A 20,113-nucleotide genomic window follows, 5' to 3' on the forward strand; every position below is an offset into this window, starting at 1 on the left:
TCAGATAGATGTCATCAGAACCCAAAGACCGCTTGCGCAGAGGATCACGCCCATTGGGCGGGTCAACCAGCGCCCGATTTCGGGCAATTTTTCCAAAACCATAAAAACCGTCGCCAGCGCCATAAATGCGAGGTTCATCACCCCGCCGACAAAGGCCAGCAGCATCAGCGCCCAGCAACAGCCCAAACAGACCGCACCCAGACGCAGACCATTTCGCCACGGCCCTTCATCCCAGTGCTGCATGAAGAACACCAGCGGTCGACGGCACTTGGACAGGCAGGACTCCTTCAGGGGTGTGAACTGATAGGCCCCCGCAATCAGCAGCAAAGCGCCAGACAAAAGCCCCGAGCGACTATCGCCAAACACGGTGATGAGGTCAGCGCGAACCAGCCCCAATTGCAGGGCCGCCGCAAGCACCGAAAAACCGATCCAGACCGTCAGATAGCCAAACACCAGATCACCAAAACGCGTGTTCTCACCGGTTTGGCTGAGATCGTCATAGGTGGCAAAAGCCGGAAGCGCGGTGGGTGCCATCATCGCGGCCGACATCAGACCCCACATCAGGACCATCTTGCCCGCACCGGCCGCATCCGCGGTCATTGTACAGAGTGCCAGCCAGAAATCCGCCCCGTAGACCTGCCCCGCTGCACGCAGATCCGCAGGCACCGACATGGCAAAAAGCCCAGCCCAGGCCAGAAGAATACCAGCAAAGAGCAAGAGCCAATGCAGGCCGCTCATCTGGCGAATACTCTGTGTCAGGCGTGCTTTCAGCATGGCGTTTGCGATGACCTCCTCGTCTCGCTGCGACTCATTCCCTCTTGTGAATCAAATGTCAGACTTTTAAATGTCTGACAAATGAAAATTTTCACCCCCCAATCTGACGTGAGGGCACATACTCGTGAAGATCGATCCCAAAAGCAGCGCTGATCTCTCCGCTCAGATTGCCACTGCAATCCGCGACGCCATCATCTCTGGCGCACTGATTGTCGACGAACGCCTGCCCTCGGAGGCCGAACTGGCCGAGCAGTTCCAGGTTTCCCGCGCCACCGTGCGCGAAGGGTTGAAGAGGCTCGCAGCGCAATCGCTGATCCGCACACAACGCGGCGCGTCTGGCGGGGCTTTTGTGAATCGGCTGAGTTTTGAGGATGCTTACAGCCAGCAGATCACCACCTCGACCCTTCTGCTCAGCATGAATGCGGTGAGTTTCGATACGGCCTGCGAAGCGCGCTATGCGCTGGAGCGGGCCTGCGCGCCGCTTTCTGCAGAGCGTCGCACCGCCGACCAGCTGGCCACCATGCGCGCCGAGATCTTTCGCCAGGGGCAGCCCGGCCTCACGGATGAGGCCTTTTGCGCGTCTGACGTGGCCTTTCACCGCGCTCTGGTGGATGGCGCGCATAATCCGGTCCTGTCCTACCAGCTTGCCGGTGCCGTCGAGGCGATGCAGCCCCTCATGAACATGATCACCTTCACCGCAAGAGACCGCGCCACCATTCTTGCGCTGCACACCACCGTCGCCGATGCCATCGAAGCCGGCAAGGGAGACGCGGCAGTCGCGGGTCTCAGCGCATTAGAGGAGGAAACGCGCAACCTCGCCGCCGATGTCTTTGCCCGCCGCGCGACAAAACGCTGACCCTCTTCATCTTCTTTCAAATATCCCCGCCGGAGGCCACGCGCGTCAGCGCGTCAATTCTCCCCTTTAACTCCCCTCCAAACCACCCTATATTTGGAGTGTTCCTTCGGGAACTATGGACATAAACGCGCTCGTAATAAGCGGATCGGACCCGGGGGCGGTACCCGGCGGCTCCACCAAATCACTTCCGGCTTTCTCCTTCGTTTGGGGAGTTTATTCGGAACCGGGGGGCCGAAATAGGATCGACGGACGTCTAAAGGGGTTAGCTTTGTCTCGGCTGTCTGCCACCGTTACCGGCGAAAACAGTACAATTGCAAACGACAATCGTGCTCCGGTTGCTCTGGCTGCGTAAGCAGTTCGAGTCGAACCGACTTTAAGTCCTAGCGCCTAGCCGCGTTAGGCGGGGTTCGCAGGTACCTGGCAACAGAAACCTGCACTCCTCTCCTTGAGCCTCCGTTCTCCCATTTTCGAAGACACCCCCGCGCAATAGCCTCTGCACAGGGGCCATCGGTGGCGTCTGCGCCCCGATCTCCATAAAGTTTGACAGGAAATTCTCGACACCGCACCGCTATTTAACGGTAGGGTTGCGAAGTTACGGCGTTATGGCTCTCGACATTATGTGTAACTTCACTTAGGCGGCGCCTTTGGTAACTGTTAAGATGATGAAGCTTCTCTGAGATGAAAAACAGCGCCCTGCTGAAATACTGGTTCGAAGAAGTCTGGAACAAAGACAACCTCTCCGTCATCGACGAGCTTCTGGACCCGGATGTAACCTTCAATGGCGCGCTCGACGGCGTGGCAGCCCCCGGTGTGGACTACAAGGAAGTGGTCGGCGCGCTCAAGGCGCGGCTGGATCAGCCTTATGTGACCATCACCCACAGCATGGATGATGGCGATCTGGCGATGGTGCGCGTACAGGTACGTGCCCACGATCTGACCCGGACGCGCGAATTGGATTTCACCGGTCAGATGTGTGTCCGCGTGCGCGATGGCCGTTTTGTCGAGTTCTATTCAAACTTTGACTACTTGCGGATGTTCGAGCAGCTCGGCCAATTGCCCAGCGACGCCCTGCCAGTTTGCCTGACCGGAGAAAAGCTGACCTGGGTCGAATAATCCAGACCAGATGACGGCCCATCCCGCCTGCTCGGCGGGTGGGCAAGGCTCTGGCTATCCTGTCGGGCTTTGATAGAAGGGGCGCAGGTGTAATCAACCGGGCCGCCCTGATGACCACTCCCCTCGCCTCGCAGACCCCGGCCCCCTCGTGGTGGGCGCTGTTTCACTGTTTTGGAATGATCGGCCTTCTGAGTTTTGGCGGACCCGCCGCGCAGATCGCGCTGATGCACCGTGAACTCGTGGATCGACGCGATTGGCTTGAGGAAGAAGCGTTTTTAAGAGGGCTGTCGTTTTGCATGCTGCTGCCGGGGCCCGAAGCGATGCAGCTGGCGACCTACACGGGCTGGCGCATGCGTGGCGTTGGCGGAGGTCTCTTGGCGGGCAGCCTGTTCATCCTCCCCGGCGCGCTGGTGATTGCAGCGCTGGTCTTTCTCTACGTAAGCTTCGGCACCCTCCCCGCGGTGCAATCCGCATTTCTCGGCATCAAGGCTGCGGTGGTGGTGATCGTCATTCAGGCCCTCTGGCGGATCTCGCAAAAAGCGCTCAAGACCCCCGGTGCCTGGGCGCTTGCACTTGGCGGATTTGTGGCGCTCTTTGTCTTTGACCTCCCCTTTCCTTTGGTGGTGCTTCTCGCCGGGGGTATTGGTCTCCTTCAACGCGCGCCATCCACCGATCCCCTGCCTTCGGCGCATCATGTCCCGGCGCATCATGGGCGCACCATCCTGTTTTGGACGGCGCTTTGGCTTCTGCCCCTTCTCGGCCTCAGTCTGATCGGGGCGGAGTTTCTCGCCACAATTGGATGGTTTTTTGCAAAACTGGCGGTTGTGACCTTTGGCGGCGCATATGCTGTACTGGCGTATATGACCCAGACTGTCGTCAGCGATCATGGCTGGATCACCACGGGACAGATGATCGACGCATTGGGTCTTGCGGAGACCACGCCCGGGCCGCTTGTGCTTGTGACGCAGTTTGTGGCCATGCTTGCCGGTTCCGAAGTGGGCGGCGCAAAACTCGCGATTGCCGCCGGAGCAGTTGCGCTTTGGGCGACCTTTGTGCCCTGTTTTCTCTGGATTTTTGCTACCGCTCCCTATGTCGAACGACTGACGGCCCACCCGCGCCTGCGCAGTGCTCTGGCGGCAATCACGGCAAGCGTAGCGGGGATGATGCTCAATCTCTCTGTTTGGTTTTTGCTGCATCTGCTGTTTCAGACCAACACCCATCGAGATCTTGGGCCGATCTCGGTGCCTCTGCCCGAGTTTGGCAGCCTCGACCAGACTGCGCTGATCCTGACCGCTCTGGCGCCAGTCGTGGCTGCTCTCTTGCGCGGGCGGATCCTTTGGCTCCTTGCAACCATGGCGTGCTTTGGACTTGTTGTTGCAGGCTTCACGGTCGGCTAATGCGCGCGGGCTTGGCTTGCAATGCCCTCAAAATAGGTCCAAAACTGAAAGAGCTAAGGTGCGGTATCGACCTAAGGTACAAGGGCCGCACCCCCAATTATAAAAGGTGAGGCGATGTCCCGTCAGATCGACTATGGTAACCTGATGCATCGTGCCATGCGTGGCTTAATCCGTAATGTCCTTGACGATGTTGCTGAGCATGGCCTGCCAGGGGCTCATCATTTCTTTATTACGTTCGACACCTCGCACCCGGATGCGGAACTGGCCGATTGGCTGTCAGACCGGTATCCCGGCGAGATGACCGTGGTGATGCAGCACTGGTTCGACAATCTCAATGTCACCGATGAAGGCTTTTCGGTCACACTGAATTTCGGCGACGCGCCAGAGCCGCTGTATATCCCTTATGACGCCATCAAGACCTTCGTCGATCCATCAGTGGAATTCGGCCTCCGGTTTGAGAGCGCAAATGAAGACGATGACGAGGATATGCCGCCGATCGAAGTGGCAAGCGACATGCAAGACGTCGAAGAGGACGACGCACCGGCAGCCAAGAAAGACGCCGATGTTGTGTCGCTGGACAGCTTCCGCAAATAATCGCTCGGCGCGGGGTCTTCTCCGCTCTCGTGTGTCATACAGATGCAAAATGGCGTCCCGATCACTTCGGCGGCGCCATTTCTATTTCGGAGCATCCCTATCGCCGTGACAACCGCGTCCTTCGGTCCCGGGGCATTCTTTCGGATCAGTCTCGGGTCAGGAACGTGGATACCTTGCGCGACGGTTTGCCGTTGCGATGCAGCGAGAACTCAAGGTCAAGCCCGCCCTCAGCAAGGCTACGATCATATTGCTGCATCAGGTAGTCGCCGTTCTCGGCAACATAAAGCGAGAAAATCGTGAGCGTATCGCCAATCACACGCGCCCAGACGTAGGGCTCGCCCTTCATCGGGTTCATCTGCACCGTATGCCCAAATACATTTGTCTGCATTGCAGCAGCAAAAACGCCGTCGCGCTCGGACGGCAGGAACTCGATTTTATAGCTCTTAGTCTTGGAATCACCATCTGCGCGACGGATCGCGGTGCTCCATTTCACCTCGAACCCTTTAGAGGTCTCACGGATGACAACGCTCATGTCGCGTTTTTCCACCGTGCCGTCGATCTGTTCAACTTCGGCGCTGCCAGAATAGGAGCCGACGAATTTGTCGAGCAGCTCGGAGCCAAGAGCGCTTTGCACGCTCAGCATCAGCACTGAGAGCGCCATAAACGCCCAAAGCGCAAAGCGAGAGGTCTCTGGCAGGCTGCAAGGCGGACTAAGGGCGATGCTGCGCATGGTTTGAACTTTAACTCCTGTTGGTGCGGTGGTCTGACGACTCTTCTTTAGACTAATCTATGCATCTTCCCCAAACTGGCAATGGCACTTGCTGGTCTGGGACAGTATACCGAGCCCAGAAACCCCACGTCAGGCGTCCGCGTCTCAGAACAATTGCGTCGCGCCGCCAGCAGGGGTAAACGGCATACATCAGTATACCACTTGAATGTTCCAAGTGGCCGAACCAGCGACGGAGACAGACACGATGTCGAACACCCGCACCGAAACCGACAGCTTTGGCCCGCTTGAGGTCCCTTCCGACAAATACTGGGGGGCGCAGACTCAGCGTTCGATCATGAACTTTCCCATTGGCTGGGAAAAACAGCCTGTCGCCATCGTGCGCGCGCTTGGCGTGATCAAGAAGGCCTGCGCCATGGCCAACAAAGCTTCGGGCAAGCTGGACGCCAAGATCGCAGATGCGGTGATCCAGGCCGCAGGCGAAGTGGTTGAGGGCAAGTTCGACGACAACTTCCCGCTCGTGGTCTGGCAGACCGGGTCCGGCACCCAGTCCAACATGAACTCCAACGAGGTGATCGCCAACCGCGCGATCGAGATCCTCGGCGGCGTCATTGGCTCCAAAGACCCGGTCCACCCGAACGATCACTGCAACATGGGGCAGTCCTCCAACGACACGTTCCCGACCGCGATGCATATCGCCACCGCGATGTCCGTGCGCGACGTGTTGGTGCCGGGCCTCACGAAACTGGCCGAGGGGCTGGAAGCCAAGGCCGAGGAATTCAAAGACATCATCAAGATCGGCCGCACCCACACGCAGGATGCAACGCCGCTCACACTGGGTCAGGAATTCGGCGGCTACGCGCATCAGATCCGTCAGGGTCTGGCCCGGGTTGAGGCTGCAATGCCCGGCATCTACGAGCTGGCACAGGGCGGCACCGCAGTTGGCACCGGTCTCAATACCGTAGAAGGCTGGGGCGAGGAAGTCGCTGCAAACATGGCAGAAATCACCGGTTTGCCGTTTGTGACCGCGCCCAACAAGTTCGAAGCCCTCGCAGCGCATGACGCGATGGTGTTCCTCTCTGGCGCGCTCGCGACCATCGCTGGCAGCTGCTACAAGATCGCCAACGACATTCGGTTCCTCGGCTCTGGCCCGCGCTCCGGTCTGGGCGAGCTGATCCTGCCAGAGAACGAACCCGGCTCTTCGATCATGCCGGGCAAGGTGAACCCGACCCAGGCCGAGGCGCTCACTCAGGTGGCAGCACATGTCATGGGCAATGACGCCGCGATCAAATTTGCGGGCTCTCAGGGTCACTTTGAACTGAACGTCTACAACCCGATGATGTCCTATAACCTCTTGCAGTCCATCCAGCTCCTCGGCGACGCGGCCGACAGCTTTACCGAGCGGATGCTGAGCGGCATTCAGGCCAACGAGCCGCGCATCGACAAGCTGATGAAAGAAAGCCTGATGCTGGTGACCGCGCTGGCACCGACCATCGGCTACGACAACGCCACCACGGTCGCCAAGACCGCGCATAAGAACGGCACCACCCTCAAGGAAGAGGCGATCAAACTCGGCTTTGTGGACGAAGAGACCTTTGACAAGGTTGTCCGCCCCGAGCAGATGATCGGCCCCAAGGCGAAGTGATGGGAAAACCGGTAAACCTGAACCGGTTCAGAAAAGAAAAAGCGCGGGCCGAGAAAAAGGCCCGCGCTGACCAAAATGCTGTGAAATTCGGCCGCAGCAAATCTGAAAAACAACGCGACAAAACTGTTGATCAACGTGGCAAAGATCATCTGGACGGCCACAAGCTCGACGATTAGGGCTATCACAGCGCAGGCGCCATTTTCAAAGCGCCCTGCTCTTCGCGCGGCCCGATATTCGCGTTAGCAATTTCTTTACCTTTTTCCATTTCGCGCGCATACTCATGCGTCAAACGCGCTTCTTAAAAATGGCGCAACGAGCAGATTCAATTTTCGACGGAGGCATCACAGGCATGCCCACCCATGACTTTTTTGTCTACACGCCGGATGCGCTGACGTTTTCCGGCGGCACGATCCGCGTAAACTCTGGTTTTGACCCGCTTTCTGATCGGCGCGTTGTGTCTCTCACTGATGACGATTCCACGCTGGATGGGGATTTCACCCGAAATGAGCGCGGTATCGACAGCAACCAGCGGGCAACGGTTTTTGAAAGCGACGGCAGCACATTGGCGCGTATCGGCGGAGATTTTGTGCAAAACGACCAAGTCTATGCAGAAAATCAATATATGCTGACCGGCGATGATGGCAGCGAAATTACCGTTTATGCGCTGGAAAGCGGCGGCACACTTATTGGCTATCTGCCAACTGCGCCGCTTTTACGGGATGTGAATTACAGCTACCGGACCCACAATGTCATCAACGATGACGAGCTGACGGGCTCCTATCAATATTGGTATCGTCAATACCTCGGCGAAGACGCGACCGATGCCGGATCCTATGATGACATTCAGGGAGCCGTGATCGTGTGTTTTACGCCCAACGCGCAGGTCACCACCCCGGAGGGTTCCCGCCGCATCCGGGATCTTGCCGTGGGCGATCGCGTGCTGACACGGGACAATGGTTATCAGACCCTGCGGTGGAAATATCACCGCCGCCTGTCACGCGCAGATCTCGACCGCCAACCGCATCTGGCGCCAATAATCTTTGAGCCAGACGCACTGGCGCCGGGCTGCCCCAAACGCCGCCTCAAAGTGTCTCCACAGCACAGGATTCTCATTGAATCCCACATGAGCGGGCTCCTCTTTGCCAGCAATGCCATCCTCGCACCGGCCAAGGGGCTGGTGAACGGCACCAGTGTGCGACAGGATCAAAGTGGCATGCCGGTCACCTATGTGCATCTGATGTTTGATCGCCATGAGGTGATCGAGGCCGATGGGCTCTATTCCGAAAGCTACCATCCCGGTGCCTGGGCGCTTGCGGCTGCCGAAGATGCGGTCCGGCGCGAGCTTTTTGAGATATTCCCGGCTCTGGAGGCGGATCTCAATGCCTATGGCCCTACATGTTATCCCTCTATAAATGCTCAAGAAGCACGTCTACTGAAGGCATGAGATCATGATTGGCGAACGGCCCAAGAAACGCTCCCTCACCCTGCGCGGTCACCGGACCTCGGTCTCGCTGGAGGATGCTTTCTGGAGCGAATTTCGTCGCCTCGCTGCGCGCGAAGGTCGGGCGATCAATGAGCTCGCCGCCGAGATTGACGAGCAGCGCGGTACGGACTGCGGGCTTGCCTCTGCCATTCGTCTCTATGTCCTGAGCGCCCTAAAGGCAGAAACCGTGACCTGAGCGCGTCGCTAGCGATGCGAAAAACGCAGCCAGATGCCCGTGCGAGAGCGTACCGTCAGATGCGCAACGGGCTCGGGGCTCCGACCCTCGACAGGCGTGATGCGATAGTGGCGCAGAATTTGCGCGAGGATTAAAACACCCTCGACCATGGCAAACCCGGCTCCTGTACAGACCCGGGAGCCCGCCGAGAACGGCATATATGCGTTCCGGGCACAGGCTTTTCCGTTCTCGCTCTGCCATCGGCCAGGATCAAATTCATCCGGCCGCTCCCAGAGACGTTCGTGGCGATGCAGATGCCAGGGGCTGAGTACCATCTGAGATCCCCTGAGCACCTCGCGGTCCCGAAACCTCTCTGTCTGATCTGCCTCGCGCACCATCATCGGCACCGGTGGATACAGCCGCAGCGTCTCGCGAAACACATCGCGCGTCAGGCGCAGCTTTGACAGATCCGCAAATTCCTCTGCGCCATGCTCTGCTACTTCGGCGGCCAGCTTCTCCTGCCATTCGGGATAAAGCGCCAACAGGTAGAGCGCCCACCCCAGCGCTGAGGCACTGGTCTCATGCCCGGCCAGAAAGAAGATCGCCACCTGATCGACCATCTCCTCGGCTTCGAACCCTTTGCCGGTTTCCGGGTCCAGCGTGGTCATAATCTTGGTCGCCAAATCGTCTGGTGCTGTGCCCGCAGCGATCTCGGCCATCCGAGCCTTGGTCAGATCAGCAATCAGCCTGCGAATATGGCGCGCGTTTTGTCGGGTGCCCTTGGGGTAGAACCGGGGCATCCAGCGGGGCACCGGTACAAAAGCCGCCAGATTGAGGATCGGCTGCGCCTGCTGATAGGCGCGGAACCGGGCAAAGACCTCTGCGGCGACCTCATGTTCGATGGGAATAGAAAACAGCGTTCGAAAGATCACATCCGCCGCGATATGCGAGGTTTCAGCCTCGATCTCGAGCTCCGACCCATCCGCGTGTGGACGCAAACGCGCAACCCCTGCCTCGGCTGCGGCGCGCATCGCTGGAAAGCTCTCCTTCAGTCGACCGCCCTCAAAGGCGGGATCAATGATGCGCCGCTGCCGTTTCCAGGTCTCGCCATTGGTCAGAAAGACGGAGTTTCCAAGGAGTGGCCGCAGCCCCTCGCCCACGCGGTTGGATTTCGGGAAATCATCCGGGCGCTCTTTCAGGATCACATCCAGAAGCGCAGGTTGATTGACCAGGAAGGACCGAAAGAAGGGCGTGCGAAACTCTGCCATCCACGCCCGATAGAGCCGCTGCGGCTGCGCCGACAGAATATCGGCCCGAAACAGCTTCAGGTAGCGCCAGAGCGAGACTCTGTCAGGCCGTACCGGGGGTTTTGGCGGGCGCAGGGTCATCGCTTGTCCATATCCCGGTAGCGGCTCAACGGCTTTGCCAGACGAGAACGAGAATGCCCGCGCGCCTTCAGCCGCGCGCCGAGCGTCAATGGGCCAGCCGTGATCCGAAAATAGTCATATTGCTTGGGCTGATCAAACGCGCAAAGATACTGAAAATGAAGGCGGAAGTACCGCCGCTTCAGCGCCTGCCAGCGGGCGGGGCTGAGGGTCTTGGTAAACGCCGCGGAAAAGACGATGGGCCAGCGCTGTTCAGGTGGAGCAACGCCGCTGACGGCCACCGGATCACAAAGCGCAAACGCGCAGCCGTCGCCGGGTGCGGTCACATCATACCATGCGATGCTCTGCTGCTCTGACATCTCGCGCAGGTCACGTCGCAGACGTGTGGCGCGCGGCAGGAACGACACCATGGGCACCACTTGCCCTAATGTCAGAAAACTGAGCACGGGACGCTGTTCTGGCAGGTCCTCCTGCAAGAGATCAGCCAGCACAGAAACCCCGATATGGGCGCCGGAGGAATGCCCGACCACCAGCACCTCATCCACGGTGTTTTCTGTGAGCGCATCGCGAAGGGTGGCTGTAAACGCCTTCATCCGCGCCTCGAGCTCGGCAGGGATCGCGCCACAAAGCCCTGCAGAATAAGCATAATCATGCATGAGGTAATATACAAAGAGCTTGTTGTCATGCGCTTTGAACAACCTCAGCAACATCACAGCCGCCCCAGCCCCAACCGCCCCTTGCAGGAAGATTGCAACCAATTCAGGCAGGGAGAACCACGCGCCAATCGCCCCGGTTATTCGGGCGAACGCATAGCCTGCCAGCAGAGCAAGGAAGGCCTGCACCAAGAGAATGACCACTGGATATAGTGCAGCAATCACCGGTCCTTTTCGCAGGCGCATCAGACGCCACAATGTCCCCGTGGCCACATAGATCCAAACAGTGCGCAAAAGCTGCCAATAGGTCGCCGCGACTGTGCTGCGCATGCTGTGCTTGACGATGTCTGACCAGACCAGAACCTCGATGTCGGTCTCGACATCGGCCCCCTCGATAGAGGCGCTCACATGCCAGCCGAACGGTCCCGGCGAGGATTTCGGGCGCAGTGTCAGATCGTAGCCCGAAATCTCGGCCTGCTCCGCCCCTTCGCTGCGATATAGCTCGCGGTAACGGCGCGGGTGGAACGGGTCATACCCCGGTATGTAAAACACCCGGCGTCTCTGCACCGGACCTGCGCTGGATGTGCTGCTCATGCGTGATCTTGTCGCCCCGATCTTTATGCGCCCAAGCCTAACTCAGCTTGCTGCGCAGTGTAAGATGGTGCGTGCACCCCGCGTGGGCGGCGGGGTGGCGGTGGGATTGGTCCTTAGCCCAGAGTTGCGAGTGCCGGGAAGGTCTCGAGAAGCCAGAAAGAGAAGCTGGTGAAAAGCCCTGTGACCAGCATGAAGCCCACTACCAGAAGCAACACGCCCATCAGTTTCTCAATGAGGCTCATATGGCGTTTGATACGGTTCATCAGCACCATGGACCTGTTGAGGAAGATCGCTGCCAGAAGGAACGGCACGCCCAGCCCCAGTGCGTAAACCCCCAGCAGGATCGTACCGCGGCTCACGGAGGCCTCGGAGGCGGCAAGCGACAGGATCGCGCCAAGCTGCGGCCCGATGCAAGGCGTCCAGCCAAATGCAAAGGCCAGCCCGAGCACATAGGCCCCAAGTGCCGAGCCGCCGGTCTCGCCGGTTTCCATCCGCGCTTCACGATCCAGGATCGGAATCCGAAAAACCGACAGGAAATGCAGGCCAAAAATGATCACGACGACACCTGAAGCTTTGGCAAAAAGCTCCTGATTTTGAAGAACAAATGCGCCAAACGCGGAGGCCGTGAACCCCAGGAGCAGGAAAACCGTCGACAGCCCCATCACAAAGAACACCGCCGCCAGGATGGCCTTGCGCCGAGCAGCGGCCGTGCCTTGGATCTCGCCAATCGTCACGCCGCTCATATACGCCAGATAGGGCGGAACGATCGGCAGCACGCAGGGGCTCAGAAAGCTGATAATGCCCCCGACAAGGGCAACAAACATGGCGGGCAGAAGGCTCGCGTCTATGATCTCGATTCCAAACATGACCCGTACATAGTCGCTGCGCACAACGGCGTCACCTGCACGCTGTGTCACATCCTTGTGGACAGGTTGTAACACGCGCCTTATCTCGGAAAGCATGACTGATATTGACGCCACTCTGGATGCCATCGGCCTCCTCTGCCCTCTGCCTGTACTCAAGGCGAGAAAACGTCTTCAACCGCTTCGCGAAGGGGGGGTTCTGCGCATCCTCGCTGATGATCCGGCCGCAATCATTGATGTGCCGCATTTCTGTGCCGAAGCCGGGCATGAGTTTCTGGGAATGGAAGAGCAAGACTCCCACCAAGTATACCTCATTCGCAAGGGCGCAGCCTGAGACCTGCGCGCCAAATTCCCGGGCAACTGCATGTGGGCGCTGGCAGATCACACACGCAGACGACAGAAATGAAAGAGGCGGCCCCGGCGAAGGAGCCGCCTCTTTCATGTTTCTCAGGTCCTTAACGACCCACGGACCACCAGCCGCGCCGTTTGGGCTTGGCCGGTTCCTCGGGTTCAGGTTCCGCAACCGCAAGCGCCGGTTCCGGCTTCGCCTCTTCGGCTTCAACCTCTGCGTGGGTCTCCTCCTGAACCGGCTCCGGGGTCTCTTCAGGAGCAACTTCTTCAGATGCGGCCTCTTCTGCTGCGACCGGAGCAGATGTCGTCTCGGCAACAACAGTCTCGGCCTTCGGCGCCTCTGGCGCCTCTTGCGAGTCTGCAGTGTTCTGCGGTGCCTCGGAGGGTGCTTCCTCCGCAGTTGCCTCTTCGGATGCAGTGGTTTCTGCAGCGACAACAGGCGCCTCATCAACAGCCGCTTCCTCAACCGGAGCAGGTGCTGCCGGTTCGGCTGGGGCTGCCTCTTGTGCCTCAGGGGCTTCCGAAGGCGTCGCTTCCGGAGCGGCGTCCTGAGCCTCTGCCTCTGTAGCTACCTCGGCATCCACCTTCTTGCGAGAGCGGCTGCGGGTGCGCGTCCGAGTGCGCTTCTTCTTGGGCTCCGCCTCTCCGTCGCCTTCGCCAGCGGCATCCGGCGCGGTTTCGGTCTTGGCATCAGACTCAGCATCCTGAGAATCTGTCGCCGCATCGGAGGCATCGGAGGCATTTGCCTCACTTGCCTGCGCGTCAGCGTCCTGACCGTTCTCGCCATTGCCAGACTTCTTGCGACGCCGGCGACGACGCTTGCGCTTGGGCTTTGCCTCGCCTTCGGTTTCATCGGCTTCAGGGGCTTCGGGCGCGGGCGCCTCTTCCGGGGTTTCAGCAACCTCTTCAATGGCATCGACCTGATCCATGATCGATGCATCCACCGACACCACAGGGGTCGTGACTGCAGGGATCGCGCGCGATGCGGTCTTGAACTTCTCAAGCGAGAAATCCGGGCTGACGAGGGTCACATCGCCTTCGATCCGGACCGACAGGCCATAGCGCGCTTCGATCTGAGCGATATGCTCGCGCTTCTGGTTCATCAGGTAGTTCGCGATGTCCACCGGACATTTTACCAGCACTTCGCGCGACCGGCGGCGGGTGCCTTCCTCTTCGATCTGACGCAGGATCGACAGCGCCATGCTGTCGTCCGACCGAATGAGGCCGGTGCCGTGACAATGCGGACAAGGCGCTGTTGTTGCCTCGATCATGCCCGGACGCAGACGCTGGCGCGACATTTCCAAGAGACCAAAGCCGGAGATCCGGCCCACCTGAATACGGGCACGATCGGTCTTGAGCTTGTCTTTGAGCTTCTTCTCGACGGCGGCATTGTTCTTGCGCTCATCCATGTCGATGAAGTCGATCACAATGAGACCCGCGAGATCGCGCAGACGCAGCTGGCGCGCCACTTCTTCGGCCGCCTCCAGGTTGGTCTTGAGCGCGGTTTCCTCGATCGATGCTTCCTTAGTTGCCCGGCCAGAGTTCACGTCGATTGCCACCAGTGCCTCGGTCACGCCGATCACGATATAGCCGCCCGACTTCAGCTGAACGGTCGGATTGAACATCCCGCCGAGATAGCTTTCCACCTGATAACGCGCAAAGAGCGGCAGCTGATCCTGGTAGTTTTTCACGTTCTTTGCGTGGGACGGCATGATCATCTTCATGAAGTCCTTGGCGATGCGGTAGCCGCGTTCGCCTTCAACCAGAACCTCGTCGATCTCGCGATTATACAGGTCGCGGATCGAGCGTTTGATGAGGTCGCCCTCTTCATAGATCTTTGCGGGCGCGATGGATTTCAGCGTCAGTTCGCGGATCTGCTCCCACATGCGCTGAAGGTATTCATAGTCGCGCTTGATCTCCGCCTTGGTGCGTTTGGCCCCGGCGGTGCGCACGATGAGTCCCGCCCCTGTCGGCACATCAAGTTCGGTCGCGATGTCCTTGAGTTTCTTGCGGTCTGCGGCATTGGTGATCTTGCGCGAGATGCCGCCGCCACGGGCGGTGTTGGGCATCAGAACGCAATAGCGACCTGCAAGAGACAGGTAAGTGGTCAGCGCAGCGCCCTTGTTGCCACGCTCTTCCTTGACAACCTGCACCAACAGCACCTGACGGACCTTGATGACCTCTTGGATCTTGTACCGCTTGGGGCGCGGTTTGCGCGGCGGACGAATGTCTTCCTGATCATCGTCGTCGGCAACCGACTCGATGCTGTCATCCTTGTCGGCTGCATCAGCCCCACCGGTTTTCGCCTCGGGCGCATCCTCTGTGCCACCTTCATCGGTGTCGTCGTCCGCATCCGCGTCTTCAATAGCGGCGGAGTCTTCGGCCACGGTTTCGGCTTCGCCATCTGTCGCGGGTTCTGCTACGACGCTGTCGTCGCCCGCTGGCGCTTCGCCGTCAGTTGCATCCGCTTCGGACATCTCTGCCGCTGCATCATCGCCCACCGGTTCCTCGACCGGGGTCTCTGCTACGGTTTCCATCGGCGAGGTCGCCTCCGGCACCTCTGCCAGCACCGTGCTGTCATCGCTGAGGTCAATCGTCTCCATGCCGGAAATCTCACCCTCGGGGGTGGCGACCTCTTTTGTTTCAACGGCGTCAGCGGTCTTGGCTTTTTCAGCGCGGGTCTTGCTGCGCGAGCGGCTGCGGCGCTTGGGCTTGGGTTCGTCGTCTTCTTCATCGCGGGCGCGCATTGCCTCGGCATAGGCGCGCTCTTCTTCCATCAGGGCCTCGCGGTCCGCGACGGGGATCTGGTAATAGTCCGGGTGAATTTCCGAAAACGCGAGGAAGCCATGGCGGTTGCCGCCATAGTCCACAAAAGCGGCCTGCAGCGAAGGCTCGACGCGGGTTACTTTTGCAAGATAGATATTGCCAGCCAGCTGGCGTTTGTTTTCGGATTCAAAGTCGAATTCCTCAACTTTGTTTCCATCCACCACCACAACGCGAGTTTCCTCTGCGTGGGTGGCGTCGATCAGCATTTTCTTCGCCATTAGTCCTTGGATTGCACCATGCCAGTACAGGTTGCCTCCGGTCGGGGCGCATACGACAGGAGGCCGAAGCCCCCGTGCCCGCGCCGGGTCCGGGTGGACGAACATGTTGTGGGTGGTGTCTTGTCAGGGCGATATTTGACTGCGTCACGGACCAGGAGATGCACGAAAGGGAATTCCGGCTTAAAGGCGGAAATCCTGCGTCAGTGCTCAATCGTCTCGCGCGCGTCATCGCGGTTCTTCTCCGACAGGTGGGGATATCCCGAACCCTGCCCGTTATTTCCTCTTTGATCTGACCGAGTCTCGGCCGCGTCAAAGCAGGCACTCTTCAGCCTCGCAGTCTGCGAGACGTTCTGGACTGTCAGCCATGCCCCGGCGTGGGCCGGACGGACATGACGACAGAAAATCTCATGGGTGAACACCTGTTTTGCGGTGCTCCGTCTTTCAGCATAAGGCCTGTGGATAGGTAATGACAATGGTCATTCTGCGCAGGCACCGCCGAGAGAGGTATTTTCATCCTTGCCTGCAAATTTCAAAGGCAAGGTTAAGACCGGGGCGTGGAGCGGCGTTTTGATGCAAAACTATCCCGGTTTACGTCAGAGACTGCGGCCCTGCCGACGGCGCTCATGGTGAAAGTGGGCCTGAGCGGTGGTGACGGCCTCTGTGAGGGTCGTCGCGAAACGCTGTCCAACATCCGGAAACGCCCGCGCGCTTGGGCGCAGATCCGGGATTTGCACTGCAAAACAGCCTGCCCGCGCCGCCGCCGTGATCCCTGTGTCGCTGTCCTCAAAGGCCGCGCAGTTCTGGGGCGGTACGCCAAGCTGCTCTGCCGCCTGAACATAAGGTGCAGGATCCGGTTTGTTTGCAGGGACCTCATCACCGCCGATTACGGTCCGAAAACACCTCAACAACCCGGCTCGGTCAAGGTGATGGCGGGCCTTGTCACCAAATGTCGAAGTCACAACAGCCATGACCGCCCCAGATGCATGAAGGGCTGAGATCGTCTCTGCGACCGTCGGCTTGACGGGGATGCCCGCCGCAAGCCGCCTCTGGCTGTGGTGCTGCCAGGCCAGATCAAGTGCGTCGAAATCGCGATCCGGCCCGATGAAGTCGCGCACCATGGCCTCGCCCTGCGTCCGCGCGCTGCCAATGAGGGTCATGAAGAACGCGCGCATCTCGCCGGGATCCAGATCGAACTCCGGCGCGCAATCGAGAAAGGCGTCCAGCGTGAGCCGCTCCGTATCAAGGAGCAGCCCATCCATATCAAAGAGATACCCCGCAGGCATCAGCCGAGGTAGTCGGAGCGCTGCAGGCCGTATTTCGCCATTTTCTCATTCAGCGTTCGACGCGGCAGGCAGAGCTCTTCCATCACCGAAGCGATAGACCCCTTGTGACGACGCATGGTGTTGTCGATCAACATACGTTCAAAGGCTTCGACGTATTCTTTCAGAGGCTTGCCTTCGGTGGTCATCACCGGCTGCATATCTTCGTGGTCGCTCATCAAGAGAGAGGCAATGGTGCCTGAGCCGCGGCGCGATTGCAGCACTGCGCGCTCTGCCACGTTGATCAGCTGACGAACGTTACCGGGCCACGGCGCCTGCAAGAGCTGCGCAGCCTCCTGCGCCGTCACCTGCGGCGCCTCGCAGCCGTATTCCTCGGAAAATTGTTCCGACAGGCGAGTGAACAGTGTCAGGATGTCCTCGCCCCGCTGGCGCAACGGGGGCACCGTGATGCGCAGCGCGGCCAAGCGATAAAAGAGATCGGCGCGCAGTACATCCTCGGAGGTTTTACCCACCTCCTGCAGGTTGGAGATCGCAATGATGCGGGTCTCGCCCGGAATGCCCTGCTCGTTGATAAAGCTCAAGAGCTTCGCCTGCAGGGCTTCGCTCAGCGCCTCGACATCCTCCAGCACAAGCGTACCACCCCGGGCCTCTTCGACGGCGGGCAGCATGCTGTCTTCGGGCTGCATGGGACCAAACAGACGTTTGGCGAGTGCTTCCTCCTCAAGGGCGGCACAGGACACCAGCACGAATTTCTTGCCCGCGCGGCTGCCCACGGCATGAAGCGCATGCGCAACGAGCGTTTTGCCGGTGCCGGTTTCCCCGTCGATCAGGACATGGCCATCCGCCTGGCCGAGGTCGAGAATGTCCTCGCGCAGGCGGTCCATAACGGGGCTGGTTCCGATCAGCTTCTTCATGATCTGGCCGCCATCGGAAAGCTCGCGGCGCAGCGCACGTGTATCGAGCGTCAACCGTCGTGCGCCAGTGGCGCGCTTGGCCAACTCCGACATGCGGTCAGGATTGAAGGGTTTTTCGAGAAAATCAAACGCTCCGACGCGCATGGCCTCGACTGCCATCGGCACATCGCCATGCCCCGTGATCATGATCACCGGCAGCGAACTGTCCGATCCCATGAGTTTCTTGAGGAACTGCATCCCGTCCATGCCCGGCATTTTGATGTCGGAAATCACGATGCCCGGATAATCCGGCCCCAGCGCCTTGAGCGCATCCTCGGCGCTGGCGAATGTTTCGGTGTCATAGCCAGACAATGCCAGCCACTGGCTGATCGACTGACGCATGTCCTGTTCGTCATCCACAATCGCAATTTTCATGGCCTGTGCCATAAGTTGCCCTCCAGGTCGTGCCGCCTATTCGGCGGCCTCGATGCCGTCCATCAGGATCGGCAGTTGCATTTCAAACACCGCGCCGCCCGCATCGGAATTGCGGGCCGTGAGGCGACCGCCTAGGTCGTTCACGATCCCCGAGGAGATAGCAAGCCCAAGTCCGACACCGTCACCCGGTTGCTTGGTGGTGTAAAACGGCTCAAACAGGCTGTCGAAATCCTGAATGCCGTCGCCATTGTCGCGGACCGTGAGGGTCGCAGTTTCACCGGCTGCCAAGATGATCTCAACCTCGGGTTCGTCAACAGATTTGGTGGCATCCAGCGCATTGCGCAAGAGGTTCACCATAACCTGCTCCAATCGCATCCGATCCGCCATCACAAAGACCGGCTCATCCGGCAGGATACGGGTGATCTGGACGTGGCGCTGGCGCAGTTGCGGCTCCATCATCGACAGCGAAGAGGCGAGCGCATCGCCCATGTTTACTGGGCTGAACGCGTCTCCACCCTTGCGCGCATAGGATTTCAGCTGCCGCGTGATCGCCCCCATGCGTTCAATGAGGTCGTCGATACGCCCAAAAGACGACAGCGCCTCGTCGGGGCGGTTGCGTTGCAAGAGCAGGCGCGCACCCGCGAGGTAGGTTTTCATCGCCGCCAGCGGCTGGTTGAGCTCATGGCTCACGGCGGCAGACATCTCTCCGAGCGCGGCCAGTTTGGAGCTCTGCGCAAGGCTTTGTTCAGCCACAGCGAGGGTCTTTTGCACCCGTTCACGCTCGGCAATTTCCCGCTGCAGGCGCGCATTCAACACGCGAAGCTCCGCCGACTCGCGCTGAAACAGCGCCATCCGCAGCGCCGTCTTGCGGCTCAACGCGTAAAACGCCAACGCAAGCAGGATCGCAAACCCCATGATTTCGAGCGCAATCACCGCGTTGACCTGTTCGCGGATCGAATCATAGGTGGTGTAGGACATCATCCGCCACCCCTGGAACGGCACCCGAGTCTCGAGCCGCATCACCGCCTCACCTTGCAGGTAGACATCGGTGGGCAGGGCAGCCCAATCCGCAGTCGCGCGGATGGCACGTTGGATCGCCCCCTCGGGTGTTTGCTCCTTCAGGGCCTCCCCTTCCGAGAGCCCCCGCCAGCGCGCCTCTGTGGCGAGCACAACGGTGCCGGTGCTGTCGGCCACCATCACGGCGTCGGAAATGCCCGCCCAGGCGCGTTCGAACTTTTGCAGATCGACCTCGACCATAATGACGCCAAGCGTGCCGCTGCTGTCGACGAGACGGCGCGAATACGTGAATTGATACCCCCGCACCTCGCGCGGGATCACCGAAAACACGGTGGCGTTAGACCGGATTGCCTCAACAAAGAAGGGCGCATTACGATAGATTTCGCCGAGCCGAACACGATCCGTGGCCGCAACCGTGCGCCCATCTCGGTCCATCAAGGTTATGGAGGCCGCACCGATTTCATCAACAAAGGAAATGAGGCGCTGGGTCGAAAGCGAAAAATCCTGGCTCTGCAGCGCCGAGATCAGCGCCTGGTCGCGCGACAGAAGCTGCGGCACAATCGCGTGGCGGCGCAATTCGCTGACGAGGTTGCCTGAATAAAGCGCAAGCCGAAGCTCCGCCCGATTGCGCGTGGTCTCTGTGAAACTGTGGGTCAACGTGGAGTTGGTGAACCAGACGGTCGCCCCTGCGATGGCCATAAAGGCCACAAGTGCCAGGCGCACGCGCCAGGAGATCGTGCGCGACCTCAACGTCGGGCGTTCAGCACGACGTTCAGAAGGCGCAGGCGGCTTTGAGCCGGGAGTCTCCTCAGAGGCAGTCATGACGCAACACTA

Annotated in this window: 18 protein-coding genes and 1 other RNA gene; 10 read left to right on the forward strand and 9 right to left on the reverse strand. The window is 59.6% G+C overall.

Annotated features, from left to right (window positions below; genetic code table 11):
• The gene (locus tag ACZ1HH_RS06900) at window positions 1-774 is read right to left on the reverse strand and encodes a DUF2182 domain-containing protein (RefSeq protein WP_472636218.1); all 774 of its coding nucleotides are present in this window, start codon (window positions 772-774) and stop codon (window positions 1-3) included.
• Window positions 775-898: 124 nt separating this feature from the next.
• Here ACZ1HH_RS06900 and ACZ1HH_RS06905 point away from each other — a divergent pair, with 124 nt between their 5' ends.
• The 5 genes from ACZ1HH_RS06905 (at window position 899) to ACZ1HH_RS06925 (ending at window position 4,734) form a co-directional block, all read left to right on the forward strand.
• Entirely contained in the window at window positions 899-1,630 is a 732-nt protein-coding gene (locus ACZ1HH_RS06905) for a FadR/GntR family transcriptional regulator (protein WP_011538783.1), read from the forward strand.
• Window positions 1,631-1,691: 61 nt separating this feature from the next.
• Window positions 1,692-2,068, forward strand: a transfer-messenger RNA (tmRNA) gene (ssrA, locus tag ACZ1HH_RS06910).
• A 240-nt stretch (window positions 2,069-2,308) separates the two neighbouring features.
• Window positions 2,309-2,743, forward strand: a complete 435-nt coding sequence (locus ACZ1HH_RS06915) for an ester cyclase (protein ID WP_011538784.1) — start codon at window positions 2,309-2,311, stop codon at window positions 2,741-2,743.
• Window positions 2,744-2,853: 110 nt separating this feature from the next.
• Complete coding sequence (gene chrA, locus ACZ1HH_RS06920; protein ID WP_472636219.1) at window positions 2,854-4,140, forward strand: chromate efflux transporter; 1,287 nt, start codon at window positions 2,854-2,856, stop codon at window positions 4,138-4,140.
• 114 nt (window positions 4,141-4,254) lie between these two features.
• Complete coding sequence (locus tag ACZ1HH_RS06925) at window positions 4,255-4,734, forward strand: SspB family protein (RefSeq protein WP_011538786.1); 480 nt, start codon at window positions 4,255-4,257, stop codon at window positions 4,732-4,734.
• 145 nt (window positions 4,735-4,879) lie between these two features.
• Here ACZ1HH_RS06925 and ACZ1HH_RS06930 read toward each other — a convergent pair whose 3' ends face one another.
• Window positions 4,880-5,464: a hypothetical protein gene (locus ACZ1HH_RS06930; RefSeq protein ID WP_472636220.1), complete on the reverse strand. Its 585-nt coding sequence runs from the start codon at window positions 5,462-5,464 to the stop codon at window positions 4,880-4,882.
• Window positions 5,465-5,708: 244 nt separating this feature from the next.
• On the opposite strand from ACZ1HH_RS06930, the gene fumC reads away from it, so the two are divergent.
• The 4 genes from fumC (at window position 5,709) to ACZ1HH_RS06950 (ending at window position 8,785) form a co-directional block, all read left to right on the forward strand.
• Window positions 5,709-7,106, forward strand: a complete 1,398-nt coding sequence (gene fumC, locus ACZ1HH_RS06935) for a class II fumarate hydratase (RefSeq protein WP_011538788.1) — start codon at window positions 5,709-5,711, stop codon at window positions 7,104-7,106.
• Window positions 7,106-7,282 carry a DUF4169 family protein gene (locus tag ACZ1HH_RS06940; protein WP_487320437.1) on the forward strand — a complete coding sequence of 59 codons (177 nt, stop codon included), beginning with the start codon at window positions 7,106-7,108 and terminating at the stop codon, window positions 7,280-7,282. The genes fumC and ACZ1HH_RS06940 overlap by 1 nt, the downstream gene beginning before the upstream one ends.
• 173 nt (window positions 7,283-7,455) lie before the next feature.
• Entirely contained in the window at window positions 7,456-8,550 is a 1,095-nt protein-coding gene (locus tag ACZ1HH_RS06945) for a Hint domain-containing protein (protein WP_472636221.1), read from the forward strand.
• Window positions 8,551-8,554: 4 nt separating this feature from the next.
• Window positions 8,555-8,785, forward strand: a complete 231-nt coding sequence (locus ACZ1HH_RS06950; protein WP_011538790.1) for a ribbon-helix-helix domain-containing protein — start codon at window positions 8,555-8,557, stop codon at window positions 8,783-8,785.
• A gap of 8 nt (window positions 8,786-8,793) precedes the next feature.
• Here ACZ1HH_RS06950 and ACZ1HH_RS06955 read toward each other — a convergent pair whose 3' ends face one another.
• The 3 genes from ACZ1HH_RS06955 to ACZ1HH_RS06965 form a co-directional block, all read right to left on the reverse strand.
• The gene (locus tag ACZ1HH_RS06955; protein WP_472636222.1) at window positions 8,794-10,152 is read right to left on the reverse strand and encodes a cytochrome P450; all 1,359 of its coding nucleotides are present in this window, start codon (window positions 10,150-10,152) and stop codon (window positions 8,794-8,796) included.
• Window positions 10,149-11,396 (reverse strand): hypothetical protein, encoded by a 1,248-nt coding sequence (locus ACZ1HH_RS06960; protein ID WP_472636223.1) that lies wholly within the window; start codon window positions 11,394-11,396, stop codon window positions 10,149-10,151. The genes ACZ1HH_RS06955 and ACZ1HH_RS06960 overlap by 4 nt, the downstream gene beginning before the upstream one ends.
• A gap of 113 nt (window positions 11,397-11,509) precedes the next feature.
• Window positions 11,510-12,262 (reverse strand): cytochrome c biogenesis CcdA family protein, encoded by a 753-nt coding sequence (locus ACZ1HH_RS06965; protein ID WP_472637308.1) that lies wholly within the window; start codon window positions 12,260-12,262, stop codon window positions 11,510-11,512.
• Window positions 12,263-12,356: 94 nt separating this feature from the next.
• Between ACZ1HH_RS06965 and ACZ1HH_RS06970 the strand changes: the two genes are divergently transcribed.
• On the forward strand, window positions 12,357-12,593 hold the full coding sequence (locus ACZ1HH_RS06970; RefSeq protein WP_011538794.1) for a sulfurtransferase TusA family protein: 237 nt from the start codon (window positions 12,357-12,359) through the stop codon (window positions 12,591-12,593).
• A gap of 121 nt (window positions 12,594-12,714) precedes the next feature.
• Here ACZ1HH_RS06970 and ACZ1HH_RS06975 read toward each other — a convergent pair whose 3' ends face one another.
• The 4 genes from ACZ1HH_RS06975 to ACZ1HH_RS06990 form a co-directional block, all read right to left on the reverse strand.
• Window positions 12,715-15,654 carry a ribonuclease E/G gene (locus tag ACZ1HH_RS06975; RefSeq protein ID WP_472636224.1) on the reverse strand — a complete coding sequence of 980 codons (2,940 nt, stop codon included), beginning with the start codon at window positions 15,652-15,654 and terminating at the stop codon, window positions 12,715-12,717.
• 593 nt (window positions 15,655-16,247) lie between these two features.
• Complete coding sequence (locus tag ACZ1HH_RS06980; protein ID WP_254658879.1) at window positions 16,248-16,913, reverse strand: HAD family hydrolase; 666 nt, start codon at window positions 16,911-16,913, stop codon at window positions 16,248-16,250.
• 23 nt (window positions 16,914-16,936) lie between these two features.
• Window positions 16,937-18,274 carry a sigma-54-dependent transcriptional regulator gene (locus ACZ1HH_RS06985; protein WP_472636225.1) on the reverse strand — a complete coding sequence of 446 codons (1,338 nt, stop codon included), beginning with the start codon at window positions 18,272-18,274 and terminating at the stop codon, window positions 16,937-16,939.
• A gap of 24 nt (window positions 18,275-18,298) precedes the next feature.
• Entirely contained in the window at window positions 18,299-20,101 is a 1,803-nt protein-coding gene (locus tag ACZ1HH_RS06990) for a sensor histidine kinase (protein ID WP_472636226.1), read from the reverse strand.
• Window positions 20,102-20,113 lie beyond the last annotated feature (12 nt).

The organism is Epibacterium sp. HA2-3, from assembly GCF_055693725.2.

Bases quoted from the DNA above. Each gene is read 5' to 3' on its own strand.
- ACZ1HH_RS06900 (WP_472636218.1), bottom strand. From the start codon at position 774: ATGCTGAAAGCACGCCTGACACAGAGTATTCGCCAGATGAGCGGCCTG.
- ACZ1HH_RS06915 (WP_011538784.1), top strand. From the start codon at position 2,309: ATGAAAAACAGCGCCCTGCTGAAATACTGGTTCGAAGAAGTCTGGAAC.
- chrA (WP_472636219.1), top strand. From the start codon at position 2,854: ATGACCACTCCCCTCGCCTCGCAGACCCCGGCCCCCTCGTGGTGGGCG.
- ACZ1HH_RS06925 (WP_011538786.1), top strand. From the start codon at position 4,255: ATGTCCCGTCAGATCGACTATGGTAACCTGATGCATCGTGCCATGCGT.
- ACZ1HH_RS06930 (WP_472636220.1), bottom strand. From the start codon at position 5,464: ATGCGCAGCATCGCCCTTAGTCCGCCTTGCAGCCTGCCAGAGACCTCT.
- fumC (WP_011538788.1), top strand. From the start codon at position 5,709: ATGTCGAACACCCGCACCGAAACCGACAGCTTTGGCCCGCTTGAGGTC.
- ACZ1HH_RS06940 (WP_487320437.1), top strand. From the start codon at position 7,106: ATGGGAAAACCGGTAAACCTGAACCGGTTCAGAAAAGAAAAAGCGCGG.
- ACZ1HH_RS06945 (WP_472636221.1), top strand. From the start codon at position 7,456: ATGCCCACCCATGACTTTTTTGTCTACACGCCGGATGCGCTGACGTTT.
- ACZ1HH_RS06950 (WP_011538790.1), top strand. From the start codon at position 8,555: ATGATTGGCGAACGGCCCAAGAAACGCTCCCTCACCCTGCGCGGTCAC.
- ACZ1HH_RS06955 (WP_472636222.1), bottom strand. From the start codon at position 10,152: ATGACCCTGCGCCCGCCAAAACCCCCGGTACGGCCTGACAGAGTCTCG.
- ACZ1HH_RS06960 (WP_472636223.1), bottom strand. From the start codon at position 11,396: ATGAGCAGCACATCCAGCGCAGGTCCGGTGCAGAGACGCCGGGTGTTT.
- ACZ1HH_RS06965 (WP_472637308.1), bottom strand. From the start codon at position 12,262: ATGTTTGGAATCGAGATCATAGACGCGAGCCTTCTGCCCGCCATGTTT.
- ACZ1HH_RS06970 (WP_011538794.1), top strand. From the start codon at position 12,357: ATGACTGATATTGACGCCACTCTGGATGCCATCGGCCTCCTCTGCCCT.
- ACZ1HH_RS06975 (WP_472636224.1), bottom strand. From the start codon at position 15,654: ATGGCGAAGAAAATGCTGATCGACGCCACCCACGCAGAGGAAACTCGC.
- ACZ1HH_RS06980 (WP_254658879.1), bottom strand. From the start codon at position 16,913: ATGGATGGGCTGCTCCTTGATACGGAGCGGCTCACGCTGGACGCCTTT.
- ACZ1HH_RS06985 (WP_472636225.1), bottom strand. From the start codon at position 18,274: ATGGCACAGGCCATGAAAATTGCGATTGTGGATGACGAACAGGACATG.
- ACZ1HH_RS06990 (WP_472636226.1), bottom strand. From the start codon at position 20,101: ATGACTGCCTCTGAGGAGACTCCCGGCTCAAAGCCGCCTGCGCCTTCT.